The organism is Microbulbifer sp. SE14, assembly GCF_059834885.1.
Window position 1 is genome coordinate 1 of the sequence record NZ_JCBAJA010000032.1, and the last position, 14051, is coordinate 14051.

The 14051-nt window shown below is 63.9% G+C and carries 14 protein-coding genes; 10 read left to right on the forward strand and 4 right to left on the reverse strand.

Going from position 1 to position 14051, the window contains the following annotated elements:
• Window positions 1-507: 507 nt before the first annotated feature.
• Entirely contained in the window at window positions 508-1248 is a 741-nt protein-coding gene (locus AC6R19_RS18685; RefSeq protein ID WP_500581370.1) for a TorF family putative porin, read from the reverse strand.
• A 736-nt stretch (window positions 1249-1984) separates the two neighbouring features.
• Between AC6R19_RS18685 and AC6R19_RS18690 the strand changes: the two genes are divergently transcribed.
• The 9 genes from AC6R19_RS18690 to AC6R19_RS18730 all read left to right on the forward strand — a co-directional run bounded on the left by AC6R19_RS18690 (window position 1985) and on the right by AC6R19_RS18730 (window position 10874).
• Window positions 1985-2668: a TVP38/TMEM64 family protein gene (locus AC6R19_RS18690; protein WP_500581371.1), complete on the forward strand. Its 684-nt coding sequence runs from the start codon at window positions 1985-1987 to the stop codon at window positions 2666-2668.
• Window positions 2668-4938 carry a glucosidase family protein gene (locus AC6R19_RS18695; RefSeq protein ID WP_500581372.1) on the forward strand — a complete coding sequence of 757 codons (2271 nt, stop codon included), beginning with the start codon at window positions 2668-2670 and terminating at the stop codon, window positions 4936-4938. The genes AC6R19_RS18690 and AC6R19_RS18695 overlap by 1 nt, the downstream gene beginning before the upstream one ends.
• A gap of 8 nt (window positions 4939-4946) precedes the next feature.
• Window positions 4947-6221, forward strand: coding sequence for a glycosyltransferase (locus AC6R19_RS18700; protein ID WP_500581373.1), 1275 nt, complete (start codon window positions 4947-4949; stop codon window positions 6219-6221).
• A gap of 10 nt (window positions 6222-6231) precedes the next feature.
• A complete protein-coding gene (locus tag AC6R19_RS18705) occupies window positions 6232-8676 on the forward strand; it encodes an endonuclease/exonuclease/phosphatase family protein (protein ID WP_500581374.1) in 2445 nt (814 codons plus the stop codon).
• A 76-nt stretch (window positions 8677-8752) separates the two neighbouring features.
• Entirely contained in the window at window positions 8753-9430 is a 678-nt protein-coding gene (locus AC6R19_RS18710; protein ID WP_500581375.1) for a Bax inhibitor-1/YccA family protein, read from the forward strand.
• Window positions 9431-9495: 65 nt separating this feature from the next.
• Entirely contained in the window at window positions 9496-9888 is a 393-nt protein-coding gene (tusD, locus tag AC6R19_RS18715; protein ID WP_500581376.1) for a sulfurtransferase complex subunit TusD, read from the forward strand.
• A gap of 4 nt (window positions 9889-9892) precedes the next feature.
• Window positions 9893-10255, forward strand: coding sequence for a sulfurtransferase complex subunit TusC (gene tusC, locus AC6R19_RS18720; RefSeq protein ID WP_500581377.1), 363 nt, complete (start codon window positions 9893-9895; stop codon window positions 10253-10255).
• A 2-nt stretch (window positions 10256-10257) separates the two neighbouring features.
• Window positions 10258-10539 carry a sulfurtransferase complex subunit TusB gene (gene tusB, locus AC6R19_RS18725; protein ID WP_500581378.1) on the forward strand — a complete coding sequence of 94 codons (282 nt, stop codon included), beginning with the start codon at window positions 10258-10260 and terminating at the stop codon, window positions 10537-10539.
• Window positions 10539-10874 (forward strand): TusE/DsrC/DsvC family sulfur relay protein, encoded by a 336-nt coding sequence (locus AC6R19_RS18730; protein ID WP_500581379.1) that lies wholly within the window; start codon window positions 10539-10541, stop codon window positions 10872-10874. The genes tusB and AC6R19_RS18730 overlap by 1 nt, the downstream gene beginning before the upstream one ends.
• A gap of 136 nt (window positions 10875-11010) precedes the next feature.
• Here the strand turns inward: AC6R19_RS18730 and AC6R19_RS18735 are convergent, their stop codons facing one another.
• Complete coding sequence (locus AC6R19_RS18735; protein ID WP_500581380.1) at window positions 11011-11415, reverse strand: secondary thiamine-phosphate synthase enzyme YjbQ; 405 nt, start codon at window positions 11413-11415, stop codon at window positions 11011-11013.
• A 65-nt stretch (window positions 11416-11480) separates the two neighbouring features.
• On the opposite strand from AC6R19_RS18735, the gene trmA reads away from it, so the two are divergent.
• Window positions 11481-12569, forward strand: a complete 1089-nt coding sequence (trmA, locus tag AC6R19_RS18740; protein ID WP_500581381.1) for a tRNA (uridine(54)-C5)-methyltransferase TrmA — start codon at window positions 11481-11483, stop codon at window positions 12567-12569.
• Window positions 12570-12656: 87 nt separating this feature from the next.
• Here the strand turns inward: trmA and AC6R19_RS18745 are convergent, their stop codons facing one another.
• A complete protein-coding gene (locus tag AC6R19_RS18745; RefSeq protein ID WP_500581382.1) occupies window positions 12657-13121 on the reverse strand; it encodes a DUF2489 domain-containing protein in 465 nt (154 codons plus the stop codon).
• Window positions 13121-14050: an AEC family transporter gene (locus AC6R19_RS18750; RefSeq protein WP_500581417.1), complete on the reverse strand. Its 930-nt coding sequence runs from the start codon at window positions 14048-14050 to the stop codon at window positions 13121-13123. The genes AC6R19_RS18745 and AC6R19_RS18750 overlap by 1 nt, the downstream gene beginning before the upstream one ends.
• Window position 14051 lies beyond the last annotated feature (1 nt).

The following is a 14051-nucleotide window of genomic DNA, read 5'->3' on the forward strand; positions in this document are numbered from 1 at the left end:
CGCGCAGCGCCGGAGACCAGCGAGCGCAGCGAGCTAATCCCTGCCCCTCCGCCAAACACAACCCGGCTTCTTGCCGGTTTTTTCGTATGGCGAGGGGTAGATTTGGATGAGCCCCCCGTTCGAGCCGTAGGCGCGCAGCGCCGGAGACCAGCGAGCGCAGCGAGCTAATCCCTGCCCCTCCTCCATACAAAACCCGGCTTCTTGCCGGTTTTTTCGTATGGCGGAGGGGTAGATTTGGATGAGAACCCCCGTTCGAGCCCTAGGCGCGCAGCGCCGGAGACCAGCGAGCGCAGCGAGCTAATCCCTGCCCCTCCGCCATACACAACCCGGCTTCTTGCCGGTTTTTTCGTATGGCGGAGGGGTAGATTTGGATGAGAACCCCCGTTCGAGCCCTAGGCGCGCAGCGCCGGAGACCAGCGAGCGCCCGGAACCTGATGAACAGCTACGCTACGCTTGCCGGCTCCAAGTAACCGGAACAGGCCCTAGCGTATGCACGGCGGGGACGGATCAAAAATTCCGCTTGATGCTAAAAACGATATTTCCATTCGCCAGTTTGGGGTTTGCCAGAAACGGGTTGACCCCGTCGGTATCGTACCAGCGCAGATCCAGGGTGAAATCCTTCCAGTTTTTGCTGACACCCAAATCCCAATAGGTGTAGTCCAGTTCATCGAAGTCCGATTCAAACGTCTGTTCACCGGCCCGCACCGACAGCGAGATATCGCGCTGGAAATCGGCACTGACAGTGACTTCGTATGCCAGCGCCCAGACGCCGTCGAGGAAGTCTTTGCCGAAATAGTTGTCCGCATACCAGAAACTCGGGGAAATGGTGAAGTCGCAGACGGAGTAGCTCGGGGTGACATAGAACTCGGCGTAATCCAGGTCGAGCTCGGACTTGGGGTAGTTGTAGGACCAGTAGCCGATATCGTAACTGAAATTGGTTTCGCCGATGTCTCCCGCTATCCCGATATAGGGGTCCAGTTCCATGCTGTTGCCGGCGCCGCCAAAGTCCGTGTTGGAGGCCCAGACCCCGATGTAGAAGCCGCTGTCGTGGGACCAGTTCAGGTCACCGTTCACCTGCGGTCCGTTATTGGAATTGGAGATACTGCGGAACATATAGTTGGTGGCCAGAAGCATGCTGCCACCGATGGTTCCAAATGTCTCCTCTTTCTCCTCTTCCGCGCCCTGGGCCGCGCTGCCGTAAACGGCGAGTGCGAGACAAACGGCTGAAGATATTCCTGGCTTTTTCATTCGACCTTCCCTGTGTACCAACACTGTCAATGAATCGTGAATCTGCAGCCGCCGCATACCACAGTCTGGCTATCCATCGCGCAGAAAGCGGTGCCACCGGAGGCCCTATACCGCCTCCGGCTGCGCAGAGGCAATAAATGCCTGCAGGGCTTCCGCCAGTCTTGCTGAAATTCCCTTATTGAAGGGAATCCCCACTTCCATTGACGACCGCACGGCCTTATCTCCAGATAATCGATATTTACCGGTAAATTGGGAGCATCGATTAAACATAGAGCCCTTGGGAAATAAGGTGATGCAATGCAGGCCAAATATCGAACCGCCGCCGGCTACACTTCTATGATTCCAGGCAGCTGGACTTACTTGGCGCGAACATTTGGGAAATGGTGCGCAGATGGACCCGAGCACCGGGTGCGGGAGACTTCGGTGCTGGCCAGGGAAGCTGGAAAGTGGAAGATTGCGGCCCACCACGCCGACGCCCTCAACCCGCCTTAGCGGCCGCCACAACCGTGTACCGGGATGCTGGCAGGAGCTTCATCGGTGTTGCGAAAGATTACAAGGGGATCGTCATCCTGTGCTGCCAACGTGGCGGCAGATTACACGCAAACCGCTGCGGAGGTGCATCTGGACGCCCATAGCGCACTGCCGCCGATTGGCTAGGCTATAAACTGGCGACTATTAAAACTGTGGTACGACAGTGCTCCCGAGCGGAACTATGGCGGTAAGGTATTCCCCTGTCTTGATCATCCTGGCCTGCACCCTGGTGGTGGCCGCTGCGATCTGCCTGCTGCTTTATTTCGATCTGGACGACCGCATCATCGCTGTACTGCAGTGGCTGGAAGCCCAGGGCTGGCAGGCCAGCCTCCTGTTTATCCTGATTGTGGCGGCAGCCATCGTCATGCTGGCACCCGGGGTGATCTTCACCATGGGCGCGGGCTTCGTATTTGGTGTGGTCAAGGGCACGCTGCTGGTATTTGCCGGCACCGTATTGGGGGCCACCCTCGCCTTCCTGATCGCGCGCTACGTATTCGGGCCCCGCCCGTCCCGCTGGCTGATGTCCCACATCAAGCCGCCCCACCTGGGCCTGGTACTGAGGGAGGAAGGGTGGCGCATGATCATGCTGACCCGCCTGGTGCCGCTGTTTCCGTTCAAGCTCTCCAACTATTTCTTCGGCCTGACACCGGTGCGCCTGTGGGATTTCGTGCTGGGCAATGCGATCGGGATCATTCCCATCACCCTGCACAATGTTTACCTGGGCTCCATCGCCGCCGACCTGACCACCCTCGGCCAGATGGAAGAGCGCACGCCGCTGCAGTGGACTTTTTACGGTGTCGGTTTCCTGCTCGCGGTTATCGCGGTAATCGGCCTTACGCGTATGGCGCGGCGCGCACTGGCGCGAAAAATAGAAAGGGAGGACCTCTGATGCCCTGGATGAAATGGCTTCCCTGGCGCTACTTCGTGCGCCGATTCGCCACCGCGCACGGCTTCCTCGATCCCCTCGCGCTGATGGCGCGCCTGCAGCGTTTCGCCGAACCCTCGGAGGTCAGCGAACCGATCGAGCTGCTGCGTGCCGGGGCCGTATTCCACGCGCGCGCACTGATCAACAGCAAGGTGATTCAGCACAACCTGGACTGGGTCTGGCCCTACTGGGTAGAGCGCCAGTTCGACCCCCGCGACGAATCCTTTATCCCCCGCGCCTTCTCCATCAGCCACTGCAACCTCAGCCACCGCAACTGGACCGCCGTGGGCGTGCCGGACTGCGAGGAAATGCCGGTGGTCGACCCCCGCGGCCTGCTCACCCCTCACTACGACGGCTGGTCCCTTGACGCCTGGGTGGTCGGCGAAAACGGCCAACAGCTGATTCCTTCCAAGCTGAAAGAGTGCGAGCAGCGCCTGGAAATGGACGAAAATATTTCCGTCGTCACTGAATCGGCGCTGGGCGACCTCAAGCTGCACAATCGCGCCAAGGTGGAGAGAGACAGCAGCGACAGCCACTGCCTGCTGGACCTGATCGCCGAGAGCGGCGACGGCGGCTGGCTGGTGGTGGCCCTGCGCCCCTGCAACCCGGAGGGTGTCAGCTTCGTGCACCATGTGCGCCTGGACGACAATCGCCGCCACTGGCTGATCGAGGACAAGCTGGCGGTGGACTTCGACCAACCGGTGGAAAAACACCTGGCTTCCGACTACCGCCACGGCGATATCTACCTGCACCTGCAGGACCCGGGCGGCAGGGTCCACGGCGAGTGCAATGTGGGCATGGCCTCGGCCGCGGCCCTGTTCCGGATGGAGGCGGGTGTGCCGTTGCGGATCGGCGTCAGGATTCCCCTCCACAGCGACAGGTACAGCGGCAGGCACAAGAGCCACCTGCCGCTCAGTTGGCAGGACAACCTCAAGCACCACTGTGCCCTGTCGGTGCCGGACAAGAAGTTCCAGTTTCTCTACGACGCCGCTATCCGCACCCTGGTGCTGCACTCCCCGAAGGACGTCTACCCGGGGCCCTACACCTACAAGCGCTTCTGGTTCCGGGACGCCGCCTTCATGATCCAGTCGCTGCTGCAGGCGGGCCTGGTGGAGCGCGCCGAGCGGGCCCTGGACCAGTTCCCCCACCGGCAGAAGCGCGACGGTTTCTTCCACTCCCAGGACGGCGAGTGGGACTCCAACGGTGAGGCCCTGTGGATCTTCGATCTCTACTGCCAGCTGACCAACCGCCCCCTGAAGAAGGAGTGGCGCGACCCGGTGCTGCGCGGCGCCAGCTGGATCACCGGCAAGCGCCTGCCCAAGGACGGCAGCCGCTGCGGCGGCCTGCTGCCGGCGGGCTTCAGCGCCGAACACCTGGGCCCCAACGACTGCTACTACTGGGACGACTTCTGGGGCGTGGCCGGCCTGCGCGCCGCATCGAACATCTGTGAGCGCGAGGGCCTCGACAATGACGCCCGCGCCTTCAACGCCCAGGCCAACGACTTTCAGCAGACCATCGACGAGAGCCTGGCCGCGGCCCAGCAGCGCCTGGGCCGCCCGGCCATGCCCGCCTCCCCCAACCGGCGCCTGGACGCCGGCGCCATAGGTTCCGTCGCCGCCGGCTACCCGCTGCAGCTGTACCCGGCAGACGACCCGCGCCTGACCGACCTGGCGGAATACCTGATGGAGAACTGCTTCGTCAGCGGCGGCTTCTTCCAGGACATGATCCACTCCGGCATCAACGCCTACCTGACCCTGCATATCGCCCAACTGCTGCTTCGCGCCGGCGACCCCCGCTGTATCGACCTGATGCGCAATGTGGCCAGGCTCGCCTCTCCCACCGGCCAGTGGCCGGAGGCGATACACCCGCACTCCCTCGGCGGCTGCATGGGCGACGGTCAGCACGCCTGGGCCGCGGCCGAGTGGGTGGCGATGCAGCGCAACTGCTTCGTGCGCGAGGAGGGCGACTCGCTGGTGCTGGCATCGGGCCTGCCGCCCCAATGGTTGAGGGGAGAGGGGCTGGCGGACGAGTCGGCCCGGGAGCCGATCCGCTTCGGCCCGGCCCCGACCCGCTTCGGCAGGATCACCCTGGAGATAATCCCCGGCGCCGAGCCCAGGGTCGCCTGGACTGCGGACTGGTACCGCAGCGCACCGCCGATAGAGGTGCGCGCCCTCGGCTTCAAGCCGGCCACCGCAGTGCCTGAAGTGGACCATGTGGAGCTGACAGCCCAGTGAACCGCCCCATGAATATCGTGATGCTCACCAACACCTATCTGCCCCACGTGGGCGGTGTGGCGCGCTCGGTGTCCGCCTTTACCGAGGAGTACCGCAGGCGCGGGCACAGGGTGCTGGTGGTGGCACCGGAGTTTCCGGAGAAGATCAAAGATGAACAGGATGTAGTTCGCATCAACGCCATCCAGAACTTCAACGGCAGCGACTTCTCCGTGGCCCTGCCCTTCTCCGGGCACCTGAGCGAAAAGCTCGACGATTTCCGCCCCGACATAGTCCACGCCCACCACCCCTTCCTGCTCGGCATGACCGCGCTGCGGGTGGCCCGGGCGCGGGAAATGCCACTGGTATTCACCCACCACACCCTCTACGAGCGCTACACCCACTATGTACCGGCTGACTCCAAGGCGCTGAAGCGCTTCGTGATAGAGCTGGCCACCCGCTACGCCAACCTGGCCAGCCTGGTATTCGCCCCCAGCGCCAGCATCGCCGAGCTGCTACGGGAACGCGGGGTCAAGACACCGATTGCCGAAGTCCCCACCGGCGTCCAACTGGAGCAATTCAGCGGCGGCGACGGCAAAAAAGCGCGGGAAAAATACCGCATCCCGGAATCCGCCTTCGTGCTCGGCCACCTGGGCCGGCTGGCGCCGGAGAAAAACCTGGAATTCCTCGCCACCGCGGTGGCGGAATTCATGCAGGGGCATCCCGACGTGCACTTCCTGCTGATAGGTAGCGGACCCATCGGCATGCAGATAGGCAACCTCTTCGCCAGCCGCGGCCTGGGCGCGCGCTTCCATATGCCAGGCACCCTGCAGGGCGAGCCCCAACGGGATGCCTACACCGCCATGGACGGCTTCGTATTCGCCTCCACCAGCGAGACCCAGGGCATGGTGCTGACCGAAGCCATGGCCGCCGGCGTGCCGGTCATCGCCCTGGATGCCAACGGCACCCGCGAGGTGGTGCGCGACGGTATCAATGGCCGCCTGCTCCAGCGCGAGGACCGCGGCGATTTCGTCGCCGCACTGCAGTGGCTCTACGAGCTATCCCGGCCGCGCCGTCACACACTCTCCCGGGAGGCACTCCGCACCGCCGAGAACTTTTCCATGGAGAACTGCGCCGCCCGCGCGCTGGAACTCTACGCGCCCCTGCTCAAGCACAACTGGCCCCTGGACGACTCCCTCTACGCCCAGTGGCAGCGCCTCGGCAAGTTGATCGGTGCCCAGTGGGAAATCCTCGAGGGCGTGGGTGCCGCCGCCGGAGCCGCCTTCCAGAATACCCAGCAGCGGTGAGCCTGCGGAGATGTTGACACAGATAGAGACAGCCCTGCGCCGCTGGCGCCGCCGCTTCAGCCGCAGCGAGTGGATGGCGCGCCTGTTGAAGCTGCCCACCAGCGAGAGCCATCCCAGCGCCCACGGCCTGGTGCTTATCCAGGTGGACGGCCTCGCCCATCCGCAGTTGCAGAGGGCGCTGGCCAATAAGCGCATGCCCTTCCTGCGCCGGCTGATCCGCAAGGAGCACTACCACCTGGAGCATCTGTTTCCCGGCGTCCCCTCCACCACCCCGGCGGTGCAGGCGGAACTCTTCTACGGCCTGCGCGCCGTGGTGCCCGCCTTCGCGTTCATGATGCGCGACACCCAGCAGTTGGTGCGCATGTACGACCCCGAGGCGGCCACGCGGGTGGAGGAGCGCCTGAAAAAGATCGCCGCCGATCCGCTGCTGAAGGACGGCAGCTGCTACCTGAGCCTGTTTCGCGCCGGCACCCAGGACGGAGAGGCCCACTTCTGCCCGTCGTCCCAGGGCTGGGGCCCGGCCCTGCGCGAGGCCAGTCTGTGGAAAGTGCTGGCATTGCTGCTCAGCAATCTGTGGGGGCTGCTGCGCACCTTCACCCTGCTGCTGGTGGAGACGGTACTGGCGCTGGTGGACCTGGTGCGCGGGGTCATCCAGGGGCAGGATTTCTGGCGCGAACTGATGTTCGTGCCCACCCGGGTCGCGGTCACCATACTGATGCGCGAGCTGTGCACCTTCGGTGTCAAGATGGATATCGCCCGCGGCCTGCCGGTGATCTATGTCAACCTGCTCGGCTACGACGAACAGGCCCACCGGCGGGGCCCCGACTCCGCCTTCGCCCACTGGACCCTGAAGGGCATAGACGATGCCATAGGGCGTATCTGGCGCGCCGCGCACCGATCCGAGCGGCGCCACTACGATGTGTGGATCTTCTCCGACCACGGCCAGGAGCAAACCGAACCCTACGAAGTCCGCCACGGCCGCAGCCTCGGTGCCGCACTGACCGAGGCGCTGGCGGAGCTGCCCAATCTACCCAGCGACTACCGCTCCGCCGGCCGCCGCGGTGTGCAGCTGGAGCCGGCGCGCATGTTCGGCGCCGAGTGGATCGAGAAATTCATTCCCGGAGACGACCCGGAGTACCCGCACAGCCAGTCCCCCCTGGCCCTGACCGGGCTGGGCCCGGTGGCCATGCTCTACAACCTGCACCTGAACGGTACGCCGCCGGCCGACGTGGCGCGGCTGATCGTCGAGAAGGCCGGGGTGCCGCTGGTGCTATACAGATCCGGTCCGGAGGAGGACGCCCCGGTACTCGGCTGGAGCAAGGAGGGGCCGGTGCGCCTGCCGGAGGACGGCCCGCGCCTGCTCGGCGAGGACCACCCCTTCGTAGAGGAGACGGCGATAGACCTGGCACAGCTGTGCCGCCATCCGGACGCCGGCGAGTTCGTGATGTGCGCCTGGTGCGCCGGCGAGACGCCCATGAGCTTTGCAGTGGAGAACGGCAGCCACGGCGGCCCCGGCCCCAACGAGACCCACGCCTTCGCTCTGCTGCCGGCGGATTTCCCGCCGCCGGAGCACGGCCACTGGCGCGCCGAGGACCTGCGCCGCGCCGCCCAGGCCTTCCTGCAGGAGATGGAACCCATACCGCCGATGCCGCGCCCGCAGGGTTCCCGGACCCTGCGGGTGATGACCTACAACGTGCATAGCTGCCTCGGTCTGGACGGCAAGTACTCGCCGCGGCGCGTCGCCCGTATCATCGCCCGCTACCAGCCGGACGTCGTCGCGCTGCAGGAGCTGGACGTGACCCGGCGGCGCAGCGGCGGCGTGGACCAGGCGGAACAGATCGCCAGGTACCTGGCCATGGAGTACCAGTTCCACCCGGCCATCCTTATGGAGGAGGAACTCTACGGCGATGCGATACTGACGCGCCTGCCGATGCGCCTGGTAAAGAAAGACATACTGCCCGGCCCCCCGCCCCGCAGCCGCGTCCGCTTCGTGCCTACCGTGGACGAACCCCGCGGCGCCATCTGGATCGAGGTGGAACTGAACGGCGAGAAACTGCAGATACTCAACACCCACCTGGGACTGAACAAGGCCGAGCGGCTGCGCCAGGTGGACGCCCTGCTGGGCCCCGAGTGGCTGGGACACCCCGAGTGCCGCGGTCCCAAGATGCTGCTGGGGGACTTCAACGCCCTGCCCAGCTCGATGGAGTACAAGCGCCTGTGCGGCCGGCTGCACGATGTACAGCTGCACGCTCCGCGCCACAAACCCCAAGGTACCTTTCCCAGCCGCATGACACAGGTACGCATCGACTACATCTTTGTCGAGCGCCACCTGCAGGTAAAAAAGATCCTGGTGCCGCGCACCGAACTGACCCGCATCACCTCGGACCACTTGCCACTGATCGCGGACATCCAGCTACCCAGGTCCAGGCCCTGGAGAAAGACCGATGGGGACTGAAGGACGACAGGTTGACTTGATGACCCGATCCCCCGCCTATATGATTCATCCAATTGTTCACTAGCAGGAGTCGCTAATGCAGCCGCAAGTCTATACACACGCCGGAGCGCTGGACCGCCAGGAAACGGCCAAGGTTTTGCGCAACACCTACGCCCTACTGGCGATGACCGTACTCTTCAGCGCCGTTACCGCCGGTATCGCGCTGGCGTTGGGCATGGGTCGTGGCATGGGCCTGATCTGTTCCATCGCCGCCATAGTGCTCGTCTGGTTCGTACTGCCGCGCACCGCCAACTCCGCAGCGGGTATCGGCGTGGTCTTCGCCTTTACCGGCCTGCTGGGCGCCTCCCTGGGGCCGATGCTGAATTACTATATTTCCGCCGGCAGTGGCCAGATCGTCATGCAGGCGCTGGGCACCACCGCGCTGATCTTCTTCGCCCTGTCCGCCTATGTGCTGACCACCCGCAAGGATTTCAGCTTTATGGGCGGCTTCCTGTTCGTCGGCCTGATCGCAGTACTGGTCTGCGCCCTGGGTATGGTGATCGCCGGCTTCTTCGGCATCTACATGCCGCTGGCCAGCGTGGTGCTGAGCGGCGTGGTCGCCCTGCTGTTCTCCGGCTTTATCCTCTACGACACCAGCCGCATCATTCACGGCGGCGAGACCAACTACCTGATGGCCACCACCGCCCTGTACCTGGATATCCTGAACCTGTTTACCAGCCTGCTGCATATCTTCGGCTTTGCGTCCGACGATTAATCACCGGCAGCGTCTGCGTATGATCAATGCCCCGCACTGCGGGGCATTTTAATATCTGGACACCGATGAAATTCTCCCTCGCCGTCTACTCCGCCCCCCATTCGTCACAGTCCGCGGCCAGCGCATTGCGCTTTGCCCGCGCGCTGCTGCAACAGGGGCACCAGCTCTACCGGGTATTCTTCTACTGCGACGGCGTCCACAACGGCAGCGCCATTGCCGCGCCGCCGCAGGACGAGGCCGATCTGGTGGGCGAGTGGCAGTCGCTGCAGCGCGATCACCAGCTGGACCTGGTGGTCTGTATCGCCGCGGCCCAACGCCGCGGTATCCTGAGTGAGCGCGAGGCGGAGCGGCTGGAAAAGCCCGCGGCCAACCTGGCGCCGGGCTTCGAGCTGGCCGGCCTCGGCCAGTTGGCGGACGCGGTGGCCAACTCGGACCGGCTGGTAACCTTCGGGGATTAGAGAAGTGGAAAAAAGCACACTGGCACTCTGCCGCCAGCCGCCCTACGGCAGCGCCCTGGCCCGCGAGGGACTGGAGGCGGTACTCGCCGCCGCGGCCATGGAACAGTCGCCGGACCTGCTGTTCCTGCGCGACGGCGTCTTCCAGCTGTTGGGCGAACAGTCGCCCGAGACCATCCGCCAGAAAAGCCTGCAGCGGAATCTGCAGGCGCTGCCGATGTTCGGTGTCGAGCGCATCCATGTCTGCGAGCGCAGCCTGCTGGAGCGCGGCATCGACGCCAGGCAGATAGAGATACCCGGCGCCAAAGTGGAGCTGGTGCCCGACACCGGCAGCTTTATCGCCGCCTACGACACCGTCTTGAGTTTCTGAGCATGACCCTGCATATCGTCAGCAAGTCCCCCTACAGCTCCAACGCGCTGGCCGACTGTATCGGCACCTTCACCGAGGGCGACGCGCTGCTGCTGATCGAGGACGGTGTCTACGCGCTCAGCGGCCGCATGCCGGAAAATATCGCCGTCGGCCCCGTCTACTGCCTCAAGGCCGACGCCGAGGCCCGCGGCCTGCCGGTGCCGGACAAGATCGAGGCGATAGACGACGCCCGCTGGGTGGAACTCTGCACCCGCCACAATCCCATTGTCAGCTGGTTTAAGTGATGAGCAGCATTTGGGTCGAAGGCCGCGAGATCGCACTGGACAGGGAAGGATACCTGCGCAATCTGGACGACTGGAGCCCGGCGGTGGCCGAACAACTGGCCAGCGCCGAGGGCATAGAACTCACGGAGGCACACTGGGAGGTAATCCGGCTGCTGCAGGATTTCTACAGGGAGTTCGAGCTGTCGCCGGCGATGCGGCCGCTGGTCAAATATATCGGCCAGCACCTTGGGGCGGACAAGGGAAAGAGCATTTACCTGATGCAGCTGTTTCCACCGAGCCCGGCCAAGGTGGCGAGCAGGATTGCCGGCCTGCCCAAGCCCACCCACTGCCTGTAGGAGCGGCGGGGCGGCCATCCGCCCTCGGCCGCGATCGATCCCGCCGTCCGCACTGAAGGCCAGTTATTCGTAGGGCGGACAAGCGTCAAGCGCATCCGCCGCTCCGGCCGGTGGATGCGCTTGACGCTTATCCACCCTACACGTGCAGTATCACCCGCCGCCTGCCCCGGTGATGCCGATGCTCCCACAGATAAATCCCCTGCCAGGTTCCCAACATCAGCCGCCCGTCCTTCACCGGAATCGACAGACTGGTCGCCGTCAGCGCCGCCTTGATATGCGCCGGCATATCGTCCGGCCCCTCCAGCGTGTGCGTGTAGAGGCTGTCGTCCTCCGGCACCAGCCGGTTCAGCCAGTTCTCCAGGTCCACCCGCGCGGACGGATCCGCATTCTCCTGGATCAGCAGGCTGGCGGAGGTGTGCTGGATAAACAGGGTACAGAGCCCCTCGTCCGCGCCCTGCCCGGCCAGCCAGCTGGTCACCTGGTCGGTGAACTCGTGCAGCCCCTGGCCCCGTACTACTATTCCGATCTCACCTATCGCCATAGGGATTCCTCAACGCTTTCCTATACAATGCGCAGCCGCAAATCGATTCATCACTGCATTCTAATATGGCCATACACAGGGTTAACACCGACGACTACCGCGAACAGCTGCAGCAGAAGGCCGAGCGCCTGAAGCAGGCCTACAGCGAATACACCGATCTGGAACCGGAAGTTTTCCCATCGCCGCCGAGCCACTACCGCCTGCGCGCCGAGTTCAAGGTGTGGCAGGAAGGGGGCCGCGCCCACTACGCCATGTACCGCCAGGGCGAATACAAGAAGCCGTTTATCATCGAGGAGTTCACGGTCGGCGCTGAGCTGATCAACCGGTTGATGCCGCAGGTGCTGGAAGCGGTAAACGGCAGTGAAGTACTGAGAAAGCGCCTCTTCTCGGCGGAGTTCCTGACCACCCTGACCGGCGACGCCCTGATCACGCTGATCTACCACAAAAAGCTGGATGATGAGTGGGAGACGGAGGCGCGCGCACTGCAGGGAAAACTCGGCTTCCCGGTCCTGGGCCGCTCGCGCAAGCAGAAGATCGTACTGGAGCGGGACTATGTCACCGAGCAGCTGCAGATAAATGATAAGACCTATAGCTACAAACAGGTGGAGGGCAGCTTCACCCAGCCCAACGGCGAAATCTGCCGCGCGATGATCGGCTGGGCCAAGGATGTGTGCAGGGGCAGCGGGGGCGACCTGCTGGAACTCTACTGCGGCAATGGCAATTTCACCATTCCGCTGTGCGAGCATTTCGGCAAGGTGCTGGCGACGGAGATTTCAAAAGTCTCGGTCAACGCGGCCCAGGAAAATATCCGCGCGAACGGCGTCACCAACCTGGATATAGTGCGGCTGTCGAGCGAGGAATTCACCCAGGCCATCGACAGGGTGCGCCCCTTCCGGCGCCTGAAGGATATCGACCTGGACAGTTACGACTTTTCAACGGTGCTGGTGGACCCGCCGCGGGCCGGGCTGGACGCCGACACCTGCGCCATGGTCGCGCGCTTTCCGCGGATTCTGTATATCTCCTGCAATCCGCAGACGCAGCTGGAAAACCTGAAGGAATTGAGCAAGACGCACAGAGTTGAGCGGTTTGCGCTGTTCGATCAGTTTCCCTATACGGATCACACGGAATCCGGGCTCTTGCTGGTTCGCAAATAAATCGATCGCGGCCAACGGCCGCTCCTACAGGTGGTGAAGTAATCTTTGTAGGAGCGGCCGTTGGCCGCGATCAAAACTCCCGAATACTCAGAACGCGCGGCCGATAATCCGCCGCGCCGCATCCAACGCAAAATCCTTGTACTCCTCCTCGATCTTCGCCATCTCCATCTCAAACTGGAACTGCTTCTTCCGCGGTAGCTTCTTCCAGTCCTGCAGAATCGGGATATGGCTCGTCTTCTCGGCCACCTGGTAGAAGGCCACGAACTCCTCGCGCACGCCCTGCCCCACCTGCAGTGCATCCAGCAGTACACGGATGCGGATCGAGGCCTCGGTAAGCCCCACGCCATCATCCAGCAGTGTGCGCGCGATAATCTGGATGCTGTCGTTGACCCGCTGGCGCTGGTCCGCCGCGGCCTGTTCCAGCTCCGCCAGCTGCCGCGCCTGCTGTTTCTGCGCGGCATTCAGCTTGCGCAGGTAATAGCCGGCCACCACGGCCAGCGCAAATACGATCAGCGCGGCCACCACCAGCAGCCAGGTCGGGAAAACAGTCATCAGTAAAGTACCTCTAACAGCGCCAGCCCGAGACTGGCGGTGACAATGGAAAGCAGCGTGCTGAGCGCGACTATGTTGGCCGCAAGCCTGCTGTTGCCGCCCAGGGCGCGCGCCATGATAAAGGAAACTGTCGCGCTGGGCGCGGCGGCCAGCAACAGCAGCACGCCCATGGACTGCGCCGGCAGCCGGAACAGCCAGCCAAAGGCCAGCAGCACCGCCGGCACCAGCAGCAGCTTGAAACCCACCGCGCCCAGGGCGGTCAGGGAACTGCGGCGCAGTAGGCTGAAATCCAGGCTGGCGCCGATGCACAGCAGGGCCAGCGGCAGGGTGATGGAGGCCAGGTAGTCGCCGGTCTGCAGCAGTATCTGCGGTAGCAGCAGGCCCAACTGCTTGCAGAGAAGCGCCGCCACTATGGCGATAATCAGCGGGTTCTGGGCGATATCCTTGCCCAGCTTGCCCCAACTGAATTTAACTTCCTGGCTGTAGACAGCGAAGAGCGCCACCGCCGCCAGGTTGTACAGAATGGTCACCACCGCCATCAGCAGCGCCGCCTGCGCCAGACCGCTGCTGCCGTAGGCGTTGGCCGCCCAGGCCAGGCCGATAATGCCCAGGTTGCCGCGGAAGGCGCCCGGGATAAAGGCGCTGCGGTCGCCCCGCACCAGCGGCTGCGCCGCCAGCCAGGCCAGCGGTATGGTGACGACGGTGCCCAGCAGCCCTGCCGCCAGCAGCGGCAGTTGCTGCCCCAGTTCGGCGTCCGCGGTGAAGATATTGATAAACAGCAGCACCGGCAGGGTAATCAGGAACACCAGCCGCGAGGCATCGTCGACAAATTCCTCCCGCAGCAGGTCTATCCGCGCCAGCCAGTAGCCGACAATCAGCGTCAGGAAGATAGGCCCGGTAACCGACAGGGCGAAGGCGAAGGTCTCCATC

Excerpts from the sequence above, each read along its gene's own strand:
- AC6R19_RS18685 (WP_500581370.1), bottom strand. The coding sequence starts at position 1,248 with ATGAAAAAGCCAGGAATATCTTCAGCCGTTTGTCTCGCACTCGCCGTT.
- AC6R19_RS18695 (WP_500581372.1), top strand. The coding sequence starts at position 2,668 with ATGCCCTGGATGAAATGGCTTCCCTGGCGCTACTTCGTGCGCCGATTC.
- AC6R19_RS18700 (WP_500581373.1), top strand. The coding sequence starts at position 4,947 with ATGAATATCGTGATGCTCACCAACACCTATCTGCCCCACGTGGGCGGT.
- AC6R19_RS18705 (WP_500581374.1), top strand. The coding sequence starts at position 6,232 with ATGTTGACACAGATAGAGACAGCCCTGCGCCGCTGGCGCCGCCGCTTC.
- AC6R19_RS18710 (WP_500581375.1), top strand. The coding sequence starts at position 8,753 with ATGCAGCCGCAAGTCTATACACACGCCGGAGCGCTGGACCGCCAGGAA.
- tusD (WP_500581376.1), top strand. The coding sequence starts at position 9,496 with ATGAAATTCTCCCTCGCCGTCTACTCCGCCCCCCATTCGTCACAGTCC.
- tusB (WP_500581378.1), top strand. The coding sequence starts at position 10,258 with ATGACCCTGCATATCGTCAGCAAGTCCCCCTACAGCTCCAACGCGCTG.
- AC6R19_RS18730 (WP_500581379.1), top strand. The coding sequence starts at position 10,539 with ATGAGCAGCATTTGGGTCGAAGGCCGCGAGATCGCACTGGACAGGGAA.
- AC6R19_RS18735 (WP_500581380.1), bottom strand. The coding sequence starts at position 11,415 with ATGGCGATAGGTGAGATCGGAATAGTAGTACGGGGCCAGGGGCTGCAC.
- trmA (WP_500581381.1), top strand. The coding sequence starts at position 11,481 with ATGGCCATACACAGGGTTAACACCGACGACTACCGCGAACAGCTGCAG.
- AC6R19_RS18745 (WP_500581382.1), bottom strand. The coding sequence starts at position 13,121 with ATGACTGTTTTCCCGACCTGGCTGCTGGTGGTGGCCGCGCTGATCGTA.
- AC6R19_RS18750 (WP_500581417.1), bottom strand. The coding sequence starts at position 14,050 with ATGGAGACCTTCGCCTTCGCCCTGTCGGTTACCGGGCCTATCTTCCTG.